Source organism: Vibrio sp. 10N.222.52.B12, from assembly GCF_002875385.1.
In the GTDB taxonomy this organism is placed as follows: domain Bacteria; phylum Pseudomonadota; class Gammaproteobacteria; order Enterobacterales; family Vibrionaceae; genus Vibrio; species Vibrio jasicida.
The window spans coordinates 33,934-52,602 of record NZ_MDAW01000098.1 but is presented as its reverse complement, the minus strand read 5'-3'; the positions used below and the strand labels follow the sequence as shown (position 1 = coordinate 52,602).

Annotated in this window: 18 protein-coding genes; 10 read left to right on the top strand and 8 right to left on the bottom strand. The window is 44.8% G+C overall.

The features are described from left to right. The first annotated feature begins 11 nt into the window (after positions 1-11). The 5 genes from BCT11_RS05830 to BCT11_RS05805 all read left to right on the top strand — a co-directional run bounded on the left by BCT11_RS05830 (position 12) and on the right by BCT11_RS05805 (position 6,661). Positions 12-1,268, top strand: coding sequence for an aromatic amino acid transport family protein (locus BCT11_RS05830; protein ID WP_102387564.1), 1,257 nt, complete (start codon positions 12-14; stop codon positions 1,266-1,268). Between the two features lie 781 nt (positions 1,269-2,049). Further along, entirely contained in the window at positions 2,050-3,825 is a 1,776-nt protein-coding gene (locus BCT11_RS05820; protein WP_241908985.1) for a tetratricopeptide repeat-containing diguanylate cyclase, read from the top strand. A 9-nt stretch (positions 3,826-3,834) separates the two neighbouring features. Beyond that, on the top strand, positions 3,835-4,170 hold the full coding sequence (locus tag BCT11_RS05815; protein WP_038873503.1) for a hypothetical protein: 336 nt from the start codon (positions 3,835-3,837) through the stop codon (positions 4,168-4,170). A gap of 256 nt (positions 4,171-4,426) precedes the next feature. Continuing rightward, a complete protein-coding gene (locus BCT11_RS05810) occupies positions 4,427-6,205 on the top strand; it encodes a S8 family peptidase (protein WP_102387562.1) in 1,779 nt (592 codons plus the stop codon). 12 nt (positions 6,206-6,217) lie between these two features. Next, positions 6,218-6,661, top strand: a complete 444-nt coding sequence (locus BCT11_RS05805) for a hypothetical protein (protein ID WP_102387561.1) — start codon at positions 6,218-6,220, stop codon at positions 6,659-6,661. A gap of 82 nt (positions 6,662-6,743) precedes the next feature. Here the strand turns inward: BCT11_RS05805 and BCT11_RS05800 are convergent, their stop codons facing one another. From BCT11_RS05800 to BCT11_RS05785, 4 genes are all read right to left on the bottom strand, one after another. Then, entirely contained in the window at positions 6,744-8,033 is a 1,290-nt protein-coding gene (locus BCT11_RS05800) for an alkaline phosphatase (RefSeq protein WP_102387560.1), read from the bottom strand. A 138-nt stretch (positions 8,034-8,171) separates the two neighbouring features. Further along, the gene (locus BCT11_RS05795) at positions 8,172-9,101 is read right to left on the bottom strand and encodes an SRPBCC family protein (RefSeq protein ID WP_102387559.1); all 930 of its coding nucleotides are present in this window, start codon (positions 9,099-9,101) and stop codon (positions 8,172-8,174) included. 157 nt (positions 9,102-9,258) lie between these two features. Next, positions 9,259-10,500: a HAMP domain-containing sensor histidine kinase gene (locus tag BCT11_RS05790; RefSeq protein WP_102387558.1), complete on the bottom strand. Its 1,242-nt coding sequence runs from the start codon at positions 10,498-10,500 to the stop codon at positions 9,259-9,261. Beyond that, entirely contained in the window at positions 10,472-11,140 is a 669-nt protein-coding gene (locus BCT11_RS05785; protein ID WP_038873507.1) for a response regulator transcription factor, read from the bottom strand. Before BCT11_RS05785 ends, BCT11_RS05790 begins: the two co-directional genes overlap by 29 nt. Positions 11,141-11,229: 89 nt before the next feature. Between BCT11_RS05785 and BCT11_RS05780 the strand changes: the two genes are divergently transcribed. The 3 genes from BCT11_RS05780 to BCT11_RS05770 all read left to right on the top strand — a co-directional run bounded on the left by BCT11_RS05780 (position 11,230) and on the right by BCT11_RS05770 (position 13,283). Further along, entirely contained in the window at positions 11,230-12,411 is a 1,182-nt protein-coding gene (locus BCT11_RS05780; RefSeq protein ID WP_102387557.1) for a DUF5666 domain-containing protein, read from the top strand. A gap of 122 nt (positions 12,412-12,533) precedes the next feature. Next, positions 12,534-12,869, top strand: coding sequence for a hypothetical protein (locus BCT11_RS05775; RefSeq protein WP_042602915.1), 336 nt, complete (start codon positions 12,534-12,536; stop codon positions 12,867-12,869). 117 nt (positions 12,870-12,986) lie between these two features. After that, positions 12,987-13,283: a hypothetical protein gene (locus tag BCT11_RS05770; protein WP_038877133.1), complete on the top strand. Its 297-nt coding sequence runs from the start codon at positions 12,987-12,989 to the stop codon at positions 13,281-13,283. Positions 13,284-13,348: 65 nt separating this feature from the next. Here BCT11_RS05770 and BCT11_RS05765 read toward each other — a convergent pair whose 3' ends face one another. Further along, on the bottom strand, positions 13,349-14,389 hold the full coding sequence (locus BCT11_RS05765) for a Preprotein translocase subunit SecY (RefSeq protein ID WP_102387556.1): 1,041 nt from the start codon (positions 14,387-14,389) through the stop codon (positions 13,349-13,351). 375 nt (positions 14,390-14,764) lie between these two features. Between BCT11_RS05765 and BCT11_RS05760 the strand changes: the two genes are divergently transcribed. Then, positions 14,765-15,226, top strand: coding sequence for a hypothetical protein (locus BCT11_RS05760; protein WP_038873475.1), 462 nt, complete (start codon positions 14,765-14,767; stop codon positions 15,224-15,226). An 85-nt stretch (positions 15,227-15,311) separates the two neighbouring features. Continuing rightward, the gene (locus tag BCT11_RS05755; protein ID WP_102387555.1) at positions 15,312-15,788 is read left to right on the top strand and encodes a copper chaperone PCu(A)C; all 477 of its coding nucleotides are present in this window, start codon (positions 15,312-15,314) and stop codon (positions 15,786-15,788) included. Positions 15,789-16,025: 237 nt separating this feature from the next. Here BCT11_RS05755 and yegD read toward each other — a convergent pair whose 3' ends face one another. The 3 genes from yegD to BCT11_RS05740 form a co-directional block, all read right to left on the bottom strand. After that, the gene (gene yegD / locus BCT11_RS05750; protein ID WP_102387546.1) at positions 16,026-17,378 is read right to left on the bottom strand and encodes a molecular chaperone; all 1,353 of its coding nucleotides are present in this window, start codon (positions 17,376-17,378) and stop codon (positions 16,026-16,028) included. An 86-nt stretch (positions 17,379-17,464) separates the two neighbouring features. Further along, positions 17,465-18,091 (bottom strand): hypothetical protein, encoded by a 627-nt coding sequence (locus tag BCT11_RS05745; RefSeq protein ID WP_038873467.1) that lies wholly within the window; start codon positions 18,089-18,091, stop codon positions 17,465-17,467. A 235-nt stretch (positions 18,092-18,326) separates the two neighbouring features. Then, positions 18,327-18,647 carry a DOPA 4,5-dioxygenase family protein gene (locus tag BCT11_RS05740; protein ID WP_038873466.1) on the bottom strand — a complete coding sequence of 107 codons (321 nt, stop codon included), beginning with the start codon at positions 18,645-18,647 and terminating at the stop codon, positions 18,327-18,329. Positions 18,648-18,669: the final 22 nt, after the last annotated feature.

The following is an 18,669-nucleotide window of genomic DNA, read 5'->3' as shown; positions in this document are numbered from 1 at the left end:
GCGAGTTTTAAGTGAAAGAATCTCGAGACACATTAAATTTTAGTGAATTAAACACAACAAACGCTTGGACTAAACATGATACCCATTGGGTACTAAGTCTGTTTGGTACTGCCGTGGGTGCGGGTATTTTATTCTTACCGATTAACTTAGGTATTGGTGGTTTTTGGCCACTTGTCGTCATGGCGGTACTCGCCTACCCAATGACTTATTTGGCACACCGTGGCCTAGCACGATTTGTGCTGTCATCAAAAGTGAAAAACGCAGATTTTACCGATGTGGTTGAAGAGCACTTTGGCGCAAAAGCGGGACGCTCTATCTCTCTCTTGTATTTCCTTTCGATCTTCCCGATTCTACTTATCTATGGCGTGGGTATTACCAACACCGTTGACAGCTTCATGGTCAACCAAGCGGGTATGGAGCCATTACCGCGTGCCCTACTGTCCGGCGTATTGGTGTTCAGCTTAATTGCTATCATGATGGCGGGTGAAAAAGTGATGCTACGTGCGTTTGCTATCATGGTTTACCCATTGGTTGCGATTCTGGCGTTTCTTTCATTTTATCTGATGCCGAACTGGAGCATACCAATGATGGATGCGCCGGAAATGTCGTCCTTCGCAAGCACAATGTGGTTAGCGATTCCGGTTGTGATCTTCTCTTTCAGCCACGCAGCAGCAATTTCCACTTTTGCAAATGTTCAACGTCGTCATTATGGTGATGCGGCCGATAATAAATCAGAGCTGATTCTGCGTCGTACAAGCGTCATGCTGATTGCGTTTGTTCTTTTGTTTGTGTTTTCTTGTGTCTTGGCGCTTTCTCCAGAGCAACTGGCAGAGGCGAAATCGCAAAACGTATCAGTACTGTCTTACTTAGCAAATGCAACAGACAATCCATTCATTGCAACGCTTGGTCCACTTGTAGCATTTGTCGCGATTACCTCCTCTTTCCTTGGTCACTTCCTTGGTGCGCGTGAAAGCTTGAATGGTTTGATCACTAAGCATTCGGACATGCCAAAACGACGTGTTGATCACATCAGTGTCGTGGTGCTATTTATCTCGATTTGGATTGCAGCCATTTTGAACCCGAGCATTCTTGGCATGATGGAAGCGCTCTCTGGACCGATCATTGCAATGATCTTGTTTATCATGCCAATGCTGGCGGTGTACAAAGTGAAAACGTTAAAGCAGTATCGTGGAAAAGTATCGACGTACTTTGTCCTATTGACGGGGATTATTGCAGTAAGTGCGTTGGTTTTTAGCTTGTTGAGTTAAGAAAAGAGACGTGGCTTTTATTTTCAGGGGAATACCTTATTTTTTATTAAGGTAATTCCCTGAATTTTGCTATGGTTTTCTTATTCGGTAATAGAAAGAGACTTTCTCATTACATGAATGTGAAAACACCTACGATCATTAGTACAGACGCGATGCAAGTACGACCGATGATACCAAAGTGGGAAGGTTGAATCATTTCATTGTGCATAGGCAATCTCCTTTTTAGTGAAAACAAGCCTTTTTCTCTGGCTTACTAACACTATGTCGAAAAAAGCATTTTTCCACAACTCATACAAAGATTAAATTTTTATTACAGTCATGTGAACTTTTAGAGATCGAACGATTTTTTAAGATTGAACTATCATCAAACGGCGTCTTTATTTTTGAATCGGTCAGCGAAAATATCCCCACCAGCCCTCCGACCCTTCTTATATAAATAACCGCAGACAGACTCTACCTTCCTCCTCTACGACAAAGCTGAACTTTTTAAACGTTAACCTTGACCATATGCCTAGTTTCATTGGCTTGGTGAAGAGAATAATAAGCAGAATAAAACCGCTAAATCTATGGGTAATCGCGATTAAGAGATGATAAACTTGTTACGTGTTTCATTATAAGAGTCAGCTTTTCTATCAACAGTCTGATGCCTTTACCGTTAAAAACGCTGCGATTCCTTTTTCCTATTATATTTGGAGTGCTTTGCTCACTACCCAGCCTAGCCGCTGACGCGCCCAAAAAGGAAAGCTACCTAAAGCAACATCTTGCTCGCGCAGATTATCCAATGCTGGAGTTCTACTTCGACTCCATTGGTAAACCTCGTTCAATTAAATCTAGCGATCTGTCGCTGCCACCTAATGCTTCGCCAGAATCTCAAGCACTGTATTACTTTGCCCGTATCTATCTAGAACGCTATGAAGGGGTTCCTTTACCGAAACTTCCCAACCTTGTGGAGTTTGGTAAAAAGCACAAGCTGCCGTGGGTTATTGCAGAAGCCAAACTCAACCAAGCCGTAGAATTGGTAGAAGCAGACGAAGTGTGGCAAGGCGAACTTCTATTACACGAAGTCATCAACACCGCGCGTGAGATCGGTTATGACTCTTTGCAGGGCCGCGCCTATCGCTGGTTAGGTAATGCCGAAGTCCAACGCGCTCAAGTGCAAACAGGCCTAAGACACTACCGTACTGCTTACGATCTGCTTGAACACTCTGAGTTTGAAATCCAAATCGCGATGACGCTCAATAATATCGCTTCTCTTTACATGGAACTGTCCGATTGGAAGCGAGCGAAAACCTACTTAGATCAAGCGATTGATGGGTATTTAAACAGCGATGATCATTACGACAACAGCCTTTTCCTGGCGATCATGTACGCTAACATGAGCGTGGTTTATTTTGGAATGGAAGAGTACCTTGAGTCTGAACACTATTTCGAACAAGCAGCGAAACTGTCGATGGAAACCGGCTCAGTAAGAATCAAACATAATTCTGTTTCCAACCTATCTCAGCTTTTGAGTACACTTGGTAAGATAGATGAATCATTAGAGCTAGCAGAAGCCTGCTTAGCCTTACCTAACCCTCAGAATCATAAAAGTATCAAAGCCGCTTGTTATGAGGCGTATGCCGAAGCGTACCTCGCAGACAATCAGTTTGATCAAGCAATCTTAAATGCGAAGTTGGCACTCGATAGCTTAAATGAATCGGCTAGCGCTGAAACTAAACAAAAAATGGACCTTCTTCTAGTCATGGTTCGAGCGAATCAAGAGTTGAAGAAGTTTGAAGCTGCATTTGATTACTTAGGTCAGTTACGCAGTTTGGAGCGCAACTTTTCTAGCCATGTCCATGGTGAAGAAATGATTAACATCAAGCTCGATCTTGAGGCAAAGTTAGCGCAAAAAGAGCTGACCTTACTAGAAGCAAAAAATGCGTTGCAAGCGTCTGAGCTTGAATCTCAACGCTATCGTGAAATCTTCTATTTTTGTGTCGTTGCGGCTATCGGTTTTTGGTTGTTCCGTTACATCCGCCAGATGAATAAGATCAACGAAGAGTTGGCGCAACAGAACACAACAGACCCGCTAACTAAAGTCCATAACCGCCGCTACCTTCCTAGCTGGTTGGAAAATATGGCTCGTCGCAGTCCAGATAGAAAGTTTGCCTTAGCGGTCATTGATATCGACCACTTCAAATCGTTCAATGACCAATACGGGCACGACTTAGGCGATAAGATGCTGATACACGTCGCCACTATTTTGGATGAGGCGACACGCTCTGGTGACCTTTTGGTTCGTTGGGGTGGTGAAGAGTTTGTATTATTGTTCGAAATCCGTCACGTCGACGACTGTGCAAAAACACTCAACCGTTTGAGACTTGCAGTAGAAAACAACAATCTAGAGGTTGACTCACAGTCGCTAAGCGCCACAATCTCTCTCGGCGCGGTCAACGAGTTAAGCGCTCAATCGATCAAACAAGAGTGGGATAAGTGGTTCTTTGCCGCGGACCAATCTCTGTATGATGCCAAACAAGCTGGTCGTAACCAGCACAAAATTCACTCGACGTCATAGAAAAGCACAATGAAAAAAATATGGATTCTTGCTGCATTTGCCCCTTTCTTTTTGGCTGCATGCAGTAACCAACAGGCTTCCCAACTTGGAATGCGAAGTAGCAGTGTTAATGTGTACGCTCAGCAAATGAGTAACATGCAATTATGTGAAACGCTCTACTACAATCGCGCCACAAATCAAACTCGAGTAGCAATCGGTGCTGAGTTCAACCGTCGCGGTTTGAACAAGAAATGGTGCGATAAAGAATTTAAGAAGTTTTATGTTGAAAAGGTAGTTGACGGTCTGCTGTCTCGTAAAGAACAAGCCCCTACAGAACCTGAGGCAACCATACAACCTGCCATATAAATCACCCCATTCCATAAAAAGCAGGAAATTACTCTAGTTTTCCTGCTTTTTAAACACGCTATCTTCCAGTCAAATATCCAGAATCCCAAGTGACTTCAAGCAGTTAACGTCAAGATAATGTCGTGCGTCGAAAAAAGAACGTAAATAAGATGTAAACAGTTTTCGTCTCCTTAGTTAACCGCTAGCTTTGTTTAGACCTGTTTAAAGGAGTATCGAACAGGGACAAAAATTCCAAACAAAGACAATGAGGTCACAAATGGAAACACGCATTAATCGCCTATTCGCCGCGATGTTGGCAGTAGGTATTTCTCCTGCCGTCTCGGCATACGATCCGCTCTATTCAGAGCAATGGCACTTAAACAACACAGGACAAACAGCGTTCGCGGCCAATCCTGCGGTTGCGGGTAACGATTTAAACACCAACCTGACACAAGCAATGGGTATTGCTGGCGTTGGGGTGAAAGTTGCCGTTATCGATTCTGGTGTTCAAATCGACCACCCAGACCTTGCAGGTAACGTAGTCACAGGCAGCAGAAACTTTGTTGAAGACTCTTCATTCCCAGCCGACTACCCAGTCGATGCAAATGGTCACGGTACTGCCGTTGCCGGTTTGATCAGTGCGGTCGGTAATAACGGTGAAGGCGTTCGCGGTGTCGCTTCTCGCTCTTCTTTGATGGGCTTTAACTGGCTCGCTAACCAAACGCTTGAAGGTTGGTTAATTTCTCACGGTGCAGACGCGTCTACCAGCGACGTGCGCGTATTCAACCAAAGTTATGGCTTTAGCCCACTTACCCCTATCCCATTCGACGAGAACGATCCTCAGTTCAAACTCGAAATGGATGTCATGAAAGATGTGAGTGAAAGTAACGCATGGGGCCGTGGAGCAGTCTTCGTTAAGTCTGCAGGTAACGGTTATCGTTACTTCAATACTGGCCGATTCTTCGTTCTTCCAGGCGATTTCTTCGCCGGTGGTGGTAACAAAGGCTTACCAATGCACAACTCACAGCAGTCTTATGACAACGCAAGTTACTACAACCTAGTCACTAGTGCATTACGTGCCGATGGTACACGTGCAAGTTACTCGTCTGTAGGTACAAACGTTTGGGTTGCTGCACCAGCGGGTGAATACGGCCAAGACTTTCCAGCAATGGTAACAACGGACTTAATGGGCTGTGAAGAAGGTCAAAACACCAGCGCAGATTTGGGTATTAATGGCTTGCATGGCGGTACAGAGCAAGATCCAAACTGTAACTACACCAGCACGATGAATGGTACGTCTTCTGCTGCTCCAAACACCTCTGGTGCGATTGCCGCAATCATGTCGACAAACCACGCGTTATCAGCTCGTGATGTTCGTGCTCTTCTTGCAGAAACAGCAAGTGTCACGGACAAAGATCACTCAGGTGTTGCACTTGAATTTGTCAACAACCAAGGTGAAGTTGTCAGTTATGAAGCTATTTCACCATGGCAGAAAAACGCAGCGGGCGTTGATTTCCATTCCTTCTATGGTTTTGGTGCCGTTAACCTAGATGAAGCAATGAAGCGTGCACGTATGACAAACAACGTTCTACCTGCACAAGTCATTACGCCATGGGCAAACAATGCAACTGAAGTGAGCGTTCCAGATGCAAGCTTAACAGGCGGCTCTTCTGCTATTGCGATCACTGAAGACTTAACGGTTGAGTCTGTTCAAGTTAAGCTAACGCTGGAACACTCACGCCTACCAGATTTGGCAATTGAACTAATTTCTCCATCAGGTACGCGTTCTGTTCTACAAACGCCTCGCAACGGCCTTGTTGGTCAATCACTTGATCCAACAGTGGCAGGTTACGAAAACCAACTAATGCTGTCGAACCAGTTCTACGGTGAGAATGCGAAAGGCGAATGGACGCTACGCGCGATCGATACCAACGGTGATGAAGTATTCTCATTCATTGCATATTTCAACTCTTCTGCTATCTATGATGTACCGATGGCAAACAACGCACAACCAGGGGTTATCAAAAACTGGTCTATGCGCATCTTCGGTCACTAAGGAGTCAATCACATGAAATTTATGACTTTTTCTATTCTGGCTCTTTCAACAATGGCGGCAACTGCAAGTGCACAGCAATTGGCAGAGCAACCAACTCCTGAGCTATTCGTCGCTTCTGACGCGTTAGAAGTTAACGGCCAAGACTACCGTAAGCTATCAGTCGATAACTTATCTGAAGCCGCTGAACTGCATGCAGGTGATGAGGTGTTTAAGAACGCGTTTAGTAACGTATCTAAAGCCACAGGCCTTATCTTTGTAACAGTAAAAAGTCCTGCGGATGCAAAGGCCGTAGCAAAGGAGCTGAAACTTGAAGTTGTCTTCACACAAGGTGAATCCGCGGTGTTTAAAGCATCAGAAGGCCAAGATCTTCTTGGCATCAGTGATTACCTAAATGCGGACAGTCGCGTAAAAGCGTCTAAAATTGAACTAAACAGCGGTAAATACCGTGCACAATAATTCTCTAGCAAGAGAAGTTGGCTGATAAAAATGCCTCAGCAATCGCTGAGGCATTTTCTTTACTAATCAGCTTCAATCTAATTTATTGAATAAACCCGATCAACTTCTTGGCAATATCGGTATTGTTCTGTGAGCCCACAAACTTATCAGCCCCTTTCCCGTAAGCGAACACTTGAACATCAACAGCGGTATGGCCCTTCGTCGTCCAACCAGTAAAACTCTTCTTGTTGATGATGTCTTTCACTTCTTTATAAAGCGCTTTCGCTGGTTCTTCACTTAATTTCGCATAAGCGAGTTGTCTACCTTGCTCTTTCGACAATTCCCAATCCACAGAAGCATTCCATGTTTTGATCATATCGTGAGACTGCGCTAATGACATCGCTAAGGGCCATGCAGTTTGATGAACTCCTTTAATCGCCTCTGTATCCCATTGGTATTGTCCATTTGCACCGATAGTTAAACCGCCTGTGGAGTGGTCAGCCGTCACCACCAACAAAGTGTCTGGATGCGCATCGACATAAGCTTTCGCCAATTCAATCGATTTGGCAAAGTCATCCATTTCTGCCATCGCGCACGCAATGTCGTTCGCGTGGCCACACCAATCAATTTGACTGCCTTCAATCATAACGAAAAAACCGTTATCTCGACGTTGCAGCAGTGAGAGAGCTTTGTTGGTCATTTCCTCTAGACGAGTGGGATTCTCATCAAGCGCAAATGGAAATGCCTTATCTGCGAACAGGCCTAACGCAGGTAAAGTTTGCAATGCAGGAAGGTCTTTGAAATCGGTAATGTACTGGTAACCTTGCTGTTTAAATTCTTCAACCAAATTGCGATCTTCACGTTCAAAATAACGCACACCGCCACCAAGTAATAAATCAACAGGTAACTGATCATCGACTTTGTTATCAATGTAGTCATTGGCAATCTCATCATAGTTTCGACGAGATTCATTGTGAGCTGCAAAGCTCGCTGGCGTGGCGTGATTAATTTGTGACGTTGCTACTAATCCAGTCGTCATCCCCTGCTCTTTTGCCATCTCAAGCATGGTTTTAACTGGCTTTTTATCGACATCAACCGCCACAGCACCGTTATAACTCTTAATGCCACTGCTCAGTGCCGTCGCGCTTGCTGCACTGTCAGTAACATAGGTGACGTCATCAGGATACGTCTTTGCCATACCAACTAAGATCGAGTCAAACACCGTCGGCTCAATCTCTTTTGTGGCTAGGTCATCATGATAATAACGGTAGGCAGAGGTAAAGGCAGGTCCCATCCCATCACCAATCATATAGATGATGTTTTTAGGCGCCTCGCTGGCAAAGACAGGACTGGCAAATAAGCAGGCAGTTATTAGAGGGGTTTTCAGTTTCATATCTCATCCATGACATAATGCGATGATGCCAATATGGCACTCATCAACTTGAGTATCGTTCTAATGTTAAAGCATTAACGAATACTATCATGCAGTTAGGATGAAACATGGCGTTAGTTCATAGTTTTACAACGCACATCATTTCTTAAATAAGATAACCTCAGTGCGCAGCTCAGCCTGCTCAGTATCATGCGGACTGTTTAAGTAGCGTTCAATACCCAAAGGTTTGTTTTTCACTCTAACACCATCATGCCGAGTAACACTCATCGCCATTGACCATGCATTACCCAGAAACCAATATTCACCTTTATGCTCCACAACAAAGGTGTCACTGGCAGGAATGGTTCCAGCAACAAAATCACTCATCGCGGCAACGCCAGCTTTAACTGGTAAACAGGTAATAAATTCAAAGTATCCACGCTTCATGTCCATGGATAAGTAATAGCAGAAGAGCTCCCCGGTCACAGGTAGCTTCTCTTTTTCTACGAGGTCAAATAATCGTTCAATGTGATCTTGCATGATTGGTCCCAGATCATTCATCATGCCGGAACCCGTTAAGCCAATGTAGTTAATTTCATTTTGCTGACGACTACCGACTTCAACCAATTCAGATAAGACAGTTCCGGTCTCTAATTGGCGCTTCAGCATGCGCAGCCCACGTTCATAGTCCATCTCAATCATGCTTTTAAACATGCCTTTCAAGAAGAATAAAAACCACGGCACGCTTGATTGCATCTGCCATTCCACCACAGATCCTTTCTCTGATGGCGTGACGATTAACGTCACTTTCGCATGACTTTTAAAAGGGCGGAAAAAGTGCAATTCCATATCTAAACGATGTTCTTGTGTGCTCTCTAAGACCATAGCCCCAGTACCAACACGCTTCCCGTTCCACTGATAGCCGGAACCGACCAGCCCCTGCTCATTGCTGTAAGTCAGCTCGCAATCCGGCTCTAAAATAAGCCAAGGAGACCATTCCGGCCAATTCTTAAAATCTTTGAGATAATCGATAATCTCGCTTTGCGTCTTTTCGATTTCAACGCTCTTACTTACGTGGTACGAAAGCATAGTCGCTCCTTGAGTTTCCCTTCCACTCCCTAGAGTCTAATTCATATCAGTGTTTTTTCTTTTTTCACTGGCAGTTAGGTACAAAAAAACCAGAGTGAAATCTCTGGCTTTTCGTTATTCACACCGTTCGAAGCACTCCCCTAATCGAAGTGCTCAATCAGGAAACAAAGTCGATTTTGGCCGTAAACCTTACGCCATCATCCTCTAATTCAAACGGCCAACTCATGCGCTCACAGATGCGTTGCACAATCACAAGCCCACAGCCATAACCGGCATTGTAGGTCTCATTACCATCATGGCGATTCACAACCACCAATTGAGTGCTATTCAGTTCAATCTCGATGTCACCAACACTGTAGCTGAATGCATTCTTAATCAGGTTATTGATCACAATGGTGATAAAACTCTCAGGCGCATGCACCACACCACTGTCTTTTTCCCTTAACTGGTACTCTGCACCTTGTTTAGCAAACAGAGGAGCAAGCTCTTCTAGCTGTTGATTGAGGCAAACAATCAATTCATGGTCGCCGTAGTGCTGCGGCTCAACATTCTCTTTCCCTAACAGTAAGAAAGCTTCCGTTAGAACCCGCATTTCTTCACTGGCCAGTTGAAGGCGCGCAATGGCTTTTTGCGCGACGCGTGGTTGATCTGGCACTCGGCTTAAAATATCTGCGGAGCCTTTTATTACCATGATGGGCGTTCGAAGTTCGTGTGATGCAAATCGGCTAAACTCTTGCTCTCGTCGGAAGTAACCTGCGATGTTGTTTTTACTGTCCAGCAAAGTTTGCTCAATATGTCGGGTTTCACTGAACTTAGTATCGACTTCAAACGCGGGTTGGTCTGGCGGCATACAGCCGATTTTGCCTTCAATTTTCGCCAGTGGACGAGAAAGAATTCGCACCATGTAAACACCGTAGCCAACCATGATGATGGAAAACAAGCCACCCAAGAAAAAAGTAAACTGATGCAACGAGCTTTCGTACTCATCCAAATAATCATCGGAATCATCTTGAAAGACGATGTACATCAATCCTTCACCAGATGGGTGCTCGAAGACAACAAAGTGCTTATCCTCTTCACCCAATAGGTATTCATAGAAGCCTGGAAACTTAAACGACAGCAGCCAATCAGGTGTCGGAGCTTTGCTCCAGTAGGAATCAAACTCCATCACGTTTGGCAAAGGGGCATCCCAACCCTGCTTTTTGTAATTCTCTTTGTATAGAACCACTTCAGTATCGAGCCAGTGATGCAAGCTCAACACTTCCAGTTTGTTCTCTGCCACATAAATTAATGACCAAAACAACGTAAACATCGCAAACGTCATAAGGCCAAAACCCCAACGAATTTTGCGATAAATGCTTGGGTAATCTTTATGCTTTAAGTCGATAACCTTGTCCATGAATGGTCTCTAATCTAGAATCATCAAACCCTTTATCGAGTGCAGTTCTTAGCCCGTAAATATGACTACGCAACGCATCACTGCCCGGAGGTTCATCCCCCCAGACATCCTCAATAACTTCGGTTCGAGATACCGATGCCGGAGCCCGCTTTAATAACAGTTTTAAGATCTTAGTTTGAATACGACTCAGTTTGAGTGCTTTACCCATTCTTGTGACTTGGTCGGTACGCACATCCAAACTAATGTCGGCAAATTTGAGCGTGCCAACATCTTGTCTCGGGCCTCGATTTGCCAGTGCATGCACACGTAAACTCAACTCTTGCATTGCAAATGGCTTCATCAAATAGTCGTCACCCCCAGCTTGAAACGCGGCAACTTTGTCGTCTAACGTATCTTTGGCGGTTAAAAATAATATCGGCGTACCACATAGATACTCTTGACGCAGTTTATGGACGGTACTGATGCCATCAAGTTTCGGCATCATGATGTCCATAATGATCACATCATAATGATTTTCTTGAATTAAATTTAGCGCGGCCTCTCCATGATAAGCGCAATCTATCGTCATCCCTTCCAATTCCAGATAATCGGCAATAGTTTCTGAAACATTGTGATTATCATCGACAATTAATATTTTCATAGGCTCACGTTTCTTCACGAACACTTCACGATACGCATCATAAGATACAACCAAATTCATAAATAAGCTTTCAAAAACAGGTATAAATCATGAAAAAATTAGCGCTTGTAGCCGCAGTGGGCATTGCATTATCGGGTTGTGGTGGTTCTGGTGACGGTAGCAGCTCTTCTCCTCAACCGGCAGCAAAACCAAGCTCAGCGATTGGTACGGTTGAGTCCGTAAACGAAGCGAAAAGCACCATTACAGTAAATGGCTACACCTACCGCGTTTCTGAAGTCATGTATGGTTCAAAAGAAACCAACCTTGGCGCCGTTCAGCCAAACATGATGGTTCAAGTGGGTTCTGGAACAGAAAAATCAACAGAGGAACCGGTTGTTGTTACGCTAGAACCGACCATGACTGGCACGGTGACCGCGATTGACCACATCAACAAAACGTTCACGGTAAACGGTGTTGAACTTCATTTTGAAGGTTTAAGTGATGAAATCGACCAAGGCGACTGGGTTATGGTGTCTTCACTACCAACCGCTGATGCGGGCTACAAAGTGCTATCCGTCGTTAAGTTTGATTTCGATTACAACGGTCCTGATGAAATTGAAGGTCGTATCTCAAGCATTGACACCAATAACGGTACATTCAAACTAGGTGCGAACGTCACAGTCTCTTATGACCGAGTTGATGGTTTGAGCGTTGGCGAATGGATAGAAGCCGAAGGTACGATGCAAGGCGATGTTTTCATGGCTACAGAAGTTGAAGTCGAAAACTACGACAGCTTGGTCGGTGATAACGACGTAGAAGGCATTGTTACTTGGGTCGCTAATGACTACAGCCAATTCTCACTAAACTACCGTGGTAACTTCGTTGTCGATAACGCGACCCGCTTTGAAGACGGGACTAAAACCGACTTGAAACAAGGCCAAGAAGTTGAAGTAACGTCTGTAATGAAAAATGGCGTTCGCACGGCGACCGAAGTCGAGATCGACGGCCCAGATTTTGATGGTGACCACGACAGTAACTGGCAAGGTAAAGAGTTTGAATGTGAAGGTGTGGTAACAAACTACAACGTAAACACGGAAACGTTCCAAGTTTCACGCTGTGAAAATGATGCAGACCAAGTCATGTCCAACAACACCGTTGTGATTGACGCTCAAACTCGCTTTGAAGGCTTAGAAAAGCACAATCTAAACGGCACTAAAGTCGAAGTTGAAGGTGTGATCATCAACAACCAAAACGTAGCACGTGAAGTAGAAGCAGAAAGTCACGACGACTAACGTAATGTAAATACACGCAAATATTTAAGAAGCATCACAATTTGATGCTTCTTTTCCTCCCGTATCGACTTTTCTTCTATCCTCTTTACAACAGATACGTATGACCAAATGAGGGATTAATAATGCGTAAAATAACACTGCCTCTAATGATGATTTTCAGCGCTTGTGCTTCAGCAAGCAGTTTTGCTGCAACAAAGGCTGATGCAACACCAGAGCGAGTTGAATCTTTTGAGTGCACCGGTTCAGTAAACAGCTATAACGCAGACTCCCGAACGTTTGTTCTTGCTTGCCAAAACGAGCATGGGCCTGAATTTCAAACCAAAACCGTCGTGATTGATAGCAATACTCAACTCGAAGGAGTACAGGAAGCCAACCTAGATGGTGCAACGATTGAGGTTGATGGTGTGGTTGTAGGTGATCAAAATATCGCAAGAGAAATTGAGCTCGCGAACGACTAAACTTCCGAAATTACAACAGAAACCCACAAGTGTCGCTTTGGCGGCACTTTTCTTTTCCTGCAAATCAGAATCCCTCAGTTACACTTAATGCATGTTTACATAAATACGGTAACTGGAATGAAAATACGTAATCTGGCCCTCCTTCTTTTCTTGTTTGTTTCTACAGCCAGCTATGCAGGCGTAATGGACCCCGACTGTGATGCTGAAAAAGCCGCGAAAGCAACGGCAACCAAAGCGGTTGTTGGTGTTGGTGGTCGTTGTACCCCAAAAGAAGCGTTGAAAGATACCACCGTAGAAGCGGGCAAAGACGCTCTGCCAGATGAGGGGATTGCAGGTAAAGCAGTTGATGCTGCAATGCCAGAAAAAGAAAAGAAACCTCTTAAGAACACAACCAAGAAAATCATCACGGATTAATGCTGTGTTTCCGCGTACAAAAAGAGCGCCCAGATGGACGCTCTTTTGTTTTTCGCTCGAAATGCTTAAGCCGCTTCAGCTTGACCAATCCAATGGTAATGGTGATTCGCTTTCTTACCGACTAAACCAAGCTCAGCCAATTCTTCAAATACTTTATCAACTTCTTCTGCTGAAAGTCGGAACTGCTTCGCGACGGCTTTCTTAGTACATATCACTTGATGCCCTTTTAGCGCATCACTCACTTGTTCTAATAACGTCTTTGGTTCTTCTGGCTCAATTGGCACAGACATTTCAGGTTGTTCTTCCTCTTTAATATGAGGTAAGTAACCCGCCGGTTCGAGTTCAATATCACGAACGTTCGCTAGCGTAATACCATCGTTTCTGCGGAAGTAATGACGGAAGCGGTTCTCTTCACCAATCAATCCAACGAAAAACGCTGCGAAGAAGTCCAACAAGATTGATAAGAAGACCACCAAACCCAGCTGCGCTTGAGACGATGTAGTACCGAATGCTTTCGCCAAGCTGTCAATCAAGCCGATCACCGAACCTTGCGCTACTGGCGGTAAGCTGTCGCGTTCCGTCGCTAGGCGTTGCTGTTCTTCACGCAATTTCTTGTTTTGCTCTTGAATACGAGAGACACCTGTCGCGATGCGCTCCATTTCGATGTACTTTTGCGCCGCCATGTTGTTCAGTTCAATCTGTTTATCGATTGATGCAATCTGACGGTTGTAGGCTTCAACTTTTGCCTGCTCTACCGAGATATGGCTTTGTGCACTGTTGGTCGCACTGTTGATACCACCGATACTGCCACCAATAGAAATGGCAGCGAGAACCAAATAAAACACCAATGCTGTTAAGGCACCTGCGTAGTTTCGATGGGCACGACGCTCACCGTATTCATACCAAGCGTAAAATTTACCCGCTTCAAATATGATGGCCAGACCGCCAAATAGCGCCTGCATCATTGGGTTTTCATCAATCGACAAAAACAGTAAAAGAGAGAAAATAGTCGATGCTAAAATCGCTGCACCAGTAAACGCATACACGCTCACCATCGCAAAGCGACCTTTAGGGTATCGATATCCGATCTGTTGTTCGTATTTCATTGGAGAAATTTCTTAAGATTCCGCAACCCTTATATGACGGGCGCTTCAGGCAACTACAAAGGTGCGGAGAATACCGTATCCTTTATTAAATTACTGTCATAATTCCGTTAATGGAAAACAAGTGAAGAATAGATAGTCACTTTGAATTGAATAAGCGCGATTCTAGCACGCAAAATCACCAATCAAATCCGCGCCATTCAGCAAGCCAACAGGTTACGCTGTGCTGTGAGCAACGCAATTTTAGATATTTATCTTTAGAACAATAATCCACAAAACAAATAAAACACACTCACATCACCTTTTTATAAACTACCAGTTACAATTTAACGCTCATTTGTTAGTATCCCGCGCCGAAACAATGAAGTATCGCGTCGTATGGAAACAGTCAAAATACAATCAGGAAAACCAACTATAAGCGCAGTAGCGATAATCATCGCAGTGCTGTTTCAGTTGTACCTGACATCCACCGTCGCGCTCAACCCTACGCAAATTCACGGTGAAAACTGGCTCAACCAAGTACAAGATGAGAAGGTGCTACTGTGTACTGCAGATGGCTTTAAATGGGTCGATGTTAACGAGTTAATTCAAGCGAATGCACTTCCCAACTCAGACTTCATTCAAGATCTCAATCTGCACGACAGCATCCAATTTGAATGTCCATTATTGCAAGCCGCTCAATTCTTTATCTCCGTTGCGTTAGGGCTCTTTCTTGCCACCATATTTTGGCTGCGACGCCGCAAGCACACATTAATATCCTACGACTTCGCCCTATGTGGTCGACAAGTGTATAAACACGTCGCACCAAAACAATCACCACCTCGTGCTTTCCTTGCCTAATGCTATGCATGTGGCGCACAACAATAACAATTAGTCCGATCGAACAAACGATTCGGAGAAGCAAAATTTCAAAAGGAAAACACTAATGCTTAAAACAATGAAAACCACAGCCTTCGCTCTTATTGCTCTATTAGCAAGCCCACTCAGCCTTGCTCACGAATACGAAGCAGGCAAGATTCACATCGATCATCCTTGGAGCCGAGAGGCGCCACCAAATGCGCCAGTGATTGGCGGTTTCTTCCAGCTAAGTAACCTAGGTGATGCTGATGACGCGCTGATTGCAGCTTCAACACCGATTGCTGACCGTGTAGAGATTCATACTCACACGAAAGAAGACGGCATGATGAAGATGATTAAGATTGATGAAGTCGTGGTAGAGCCTCAGCAGAAAGTGGAATTCAAGCCAGGCAACTTCCATCTCATGATCTTCAACCCAACCCAAACGCTAAAAGAAGGCGACCGTTTCCCTGTGACTTTGACGTTCAAAAAAGCAGGTAAAGTGGAAGTAGAAATGGCGGTTGAGAAAAAAGACCACATGGAAAAGCACACGCACCACCATTAATCGCTTAAACGAAAAGAGCCCGCGACTTCAGCGGGCTCTTTTGCTTTTGGTACTTAAGGCTTTAATTATGTGTACTTGAGAGATTCCCTACTCGCTCGTTCCCCGCTCTAGGGAGTGACCCCATTTAGTCTTCTATCAAAGTTTGAGTGGCTTAGTGCTCAGCACATTGGCCAAACTCCCTTCGTCACTGCGACGAGCCTACGCGAGATCAGGAATCTATTAACAGCTAACTCAGTCTTACTTAAAGCAAACCTCTGCCCAGCGCGCTAGACCTGCGGTTACCGAACCAAAGTAGTTACCACTCACCACCGGAATATTTGGCAATACTGTCTGCACTGCATCACGCAAAATAGGTGAACGTGCCGAACCGCCTGTCATAAAGATCGCATCCGGTTTTACGCCCGCTTGCTCTACCGCTTCTGTTACTAACGCTGTCATCTTGTTCTTTGGCGATTCAATCGCTTCGATCATCTCGTCACGTTGAACATCCACCTCAATAAACTCAGACAACAGGTTAACGCCCGCACGGTAGGAAGCTTGTTCAGAAAGCGCGACTTTCGCCTCTTCCGCACGACGGACAATGTTATAACCCAGAGACTCATGGTAAACCTCTAACAAGCGAGCAAGCTTTTGTGGCTCTTGCGCTTGCTTGTGCAGAAGTTTCAACGCCGAAAGGTTCTCACGAGAATAAAAGTCACTCTGCGCTTCTACGTTGTTGATCGCAATTGGGTTCCAGAACTGTGTGGTTGGCATAACGATGCCCGACTCCATCTTACTCTCCATACCAAATGGGAACATCAGTTGTTTGAACGCCAATGCAATATCCAAATCGTTACCACCGACACGCTGGCCACTGTGCGCCAACAGACTTGCTGTGCGATCCGCTTTACCACGCCAAGATGGTCCCATTTGAATCAAAGAACAGTCTGTCGTACCACCGCCAATATCGACCACCAGAATGGTTTTATCTTCCGTTAGCGTCGCTTCATATTCCAGACCCGCGGCAACAGGCTCAAATTGAAACTCAACATTTTGGAAGCCAGCACGTTTTGCTGCTCTTAAGAGAATACCTTCTGCTTGGATGTTCGCCGTTTCTCCTCCACGTCCGTGGAAATTGATAGGACGACCAATCACCGCATCAGTAATGATTTGCTGCGCATCGTTCTCAGCTTGCGACTTGATGTTGTCCATCATGGCGCACACTAGATCTTCAAAGAAACTTAACTGAACGTCACGCAGGCCAGATGCACCTAAGAAAGACTTCGGTGACTTCACATAGTAAATATCGCGAGGATCTTCTAAGTAACGATTCAGCGCTGCTTGTCCAAACGCCATATCTTCAGGCTCAAGTTCAATGCTCTCTTCGCGGTTGAAGTTTATAGCGCGACGCAGAACTTGCTCACCCACTTTATCAAAAGGCTTGATATTACGATGACGAAATAGGTGTTCAGACACCGATTCACGCGTTGGTGACGCAAGGGTGGAAGGAATGTAAGGGCTACTCCCCTCAAGATTAAGCAACTGAGGCTCACCTTGTTCCATTTTCGCCACCGAACAGTTTGCGGTGCCATAGTCAAAGCCGATGTACATAAGTCCTCCCACTGACAAAAAAGGTCGGCAATCCTACCTCAACAGTCGTGGAAATTCTAGCGCAACAACTTGAATTGAATCTTGCTTTAGTCTTTCTCTACAGGCTCTTTTTTCATTGAGGGCAGTACAAACGCAAGAAGCAACGCCAAAAGCAGAAATACCGGAGTGAGCGTAAGCCCATGCCAAATCGAGTATCCATCGTGGAAGAGCCAAAAAATGCCTACTGTAAGTAAGTATGCAAAATAGCTACAAAACACTAAGCTAATCGCTACGAAACGAGTGCGGTTAATGATGAGTATGCGCACCAAATATTGGCTCATGATTCCTGCGCAATGGACAGCAAGTTGCCAATTTATAATAAAGCACGCCAACGCGACAAACCCTGAAACCAACAGCGCATCATGAGTATTAACGATGAAATAGCTACCAAAACGACTCATGATGATGGGATAGTCACCTTCATAAATGATCGACCACGAAATCGCATTCGCAGCCGCAACGAAGTTGGCAAAATAGGCGATGGCATAAAAGGTAGTTTGAGAACTGAATGGTTGAAAGACTTCTGAACAATAGCCTTGCCACTCTTCTTGGTTAGCGGTTGGTCCGACCCAATTACGTTTTTTACTTGGCACACGCTCGGCAAATGCAGGGCCATTACGAAACAACAGCCAAAAGATATACAGCGCTAGTGCCACCAAGAGTATTGTTAGCATCCCCTTTCCCCTCTAGAAATGTCCTTTCCACTGCCAATGGCGTTGGGGTCGTATACTGCACTTCCCTGATTTATATGCTAAATCTTGTTTTAATGCGTTGCTAAACATCAAATATAAGAACATACGATGGTGACTCTTTTATCACTATCGTTATTTAGGTTTAGCACACGATGGACGGAATTGCTGAATCTGGGTAGGACGAACAAGGAGGGGAAGCGTCGCCTACCCCAACGATTTACGCTTCGAGCTTTTCCTCAAATACTCCGAGTTCGCGCCCGAGCCAAATCGCATGTTCTGTGTGATCACGTAATTCGTTATCGCTGACTGGATGGATTAAGACAGAGAAGCCACCTCGAATGGTATCTAACCAAGCGATAAATTCCTCGCTCACGGATTCAACGTGCAGTTCAAACATTGGCATCTTATGGGGCCCAACCAATTTACACACTAACGGAAAAACGCGCAGCACGTCTTGGCGTTCTTGACGAATAATTTCATTCAAGGCTTGAGCTTTTTCCTGCTGCTGAAGCGGAAAATAAACATGAATGTGGTACATAACTTCTCCATGAGTATCACAG

Coding starts and splice junctions, on each gene's coding strand:
- BCT11_RS05760 (WP_038873475.1), top strand. CDS start 14,765: ATGGAAACAGTCAAAATACAATCAGGAAAACCAACTATAAGCGCAGTA.
- BCT11_RS05795 (WP_102387559.1), bottom strand. CDS start 9,101: ATGCTTTCGTACCACGTAAGTAAGAGCGTTGAAATCGAAAAGACGCAA.
- BCT11_RS05785 (WP_038873507.1), bottom strand. CDS start 11,140: ATGAAAATATTAATTGTCGATGATAATCACAATGTTTCAGAAACTATT.
- BCT11_RS05775 (WP_042602915.1), top strand. CDS start 12,534: ATGCGTAAAATAACACTGCCTCTAATGATGATTTTCAGCGCTTGTGCT.
- BCT11_RS05805 (WP_102387561.1), top strand. CDS start 6,218: ATGAAATTTATGACTTTTTCTATTCTGGCTCTTTCAACAATGGCGGCA.
- BCT11_RS05800 (WP_102387560.1), bottom strand. CDS start 8,033: ATGAAACTGAAAACCCCTCTAATAACTGCCTGCTTATTTGCCAGTCCT.
- yegD (WP_102387546.1), bottom strand. CDS start 17,378: ATGTACATCGGCTTTGACTATGGCACCGCAAACTGTTCGGTGGCGAAA.
- BCT11_RS05810 (WP_102387562.1), top strand. CDS start 4,427: ATGGAAACACGCATTAATCGCCTATTCGCCGCGATGTTGGCAGTAGGT.
- BCT11_RS05780 (WP_102387557.1), top strand. CDS start 11,230: ATGAAAAAATTAGCGCTTGTAGCCGCAGTGGGCATTGCATTATCGGGT.
- BCT11_RS05820 (WP_241908985.1), top strand. CDS start 2,050: ATGCTGGAGTTCTACTTCGACTCCATTGGTAAACCTCGTTCAATTAAA.
- BCT11_RS05765 (WP_102387556.1), bottom strand. CDS start 14,389: ATGAAATACGAACAACAGATCGGATATCGATACCCTAAAGGTCGCTTT.
- BCT11_RS05755 (WP_102387555.1), top strand. CDS start 15,312: ATGCTTAAAACAATGAAAACCACAGCCTTCGCTCTTATTGCTCTATTA.
- BCT11_RS05790 (WP_102387558.1), bottom strand. CDS start 10,500: ATGGACAAGGTTATCGACTTAAAGCATAAAGATTACCCAAGCATTTAT.
- BCT11_RS05770 (WP_038877133.1), top strand. CDS start 12,987: ATGAAAATACGTAATCTGGCCCTCCTTCTTTTCTTGTTTGTTTCTACA.
- BCT11_RS05740 (WP_038873466.1), bottom strand. CDS start 18,647: ATGTACCACATTCATGTTTATTTTCCGCTTCAGCAGCAGGAAAAAGCT.
- BCT11_RS05815 (WP_038873503.1), top strand. CDS start 3,835: ATGAAAAAAATATGGATTCTTGCTGCATTTGCCCCTTTCTTTTTGGCT.
- BCT11_RS05745 (WP_038873467.1), bottom strand. CDS start 18,091: ATGCTAACAATACTCTTGGTGGCACTAGCGCTGTATATCTTTTGGCTG.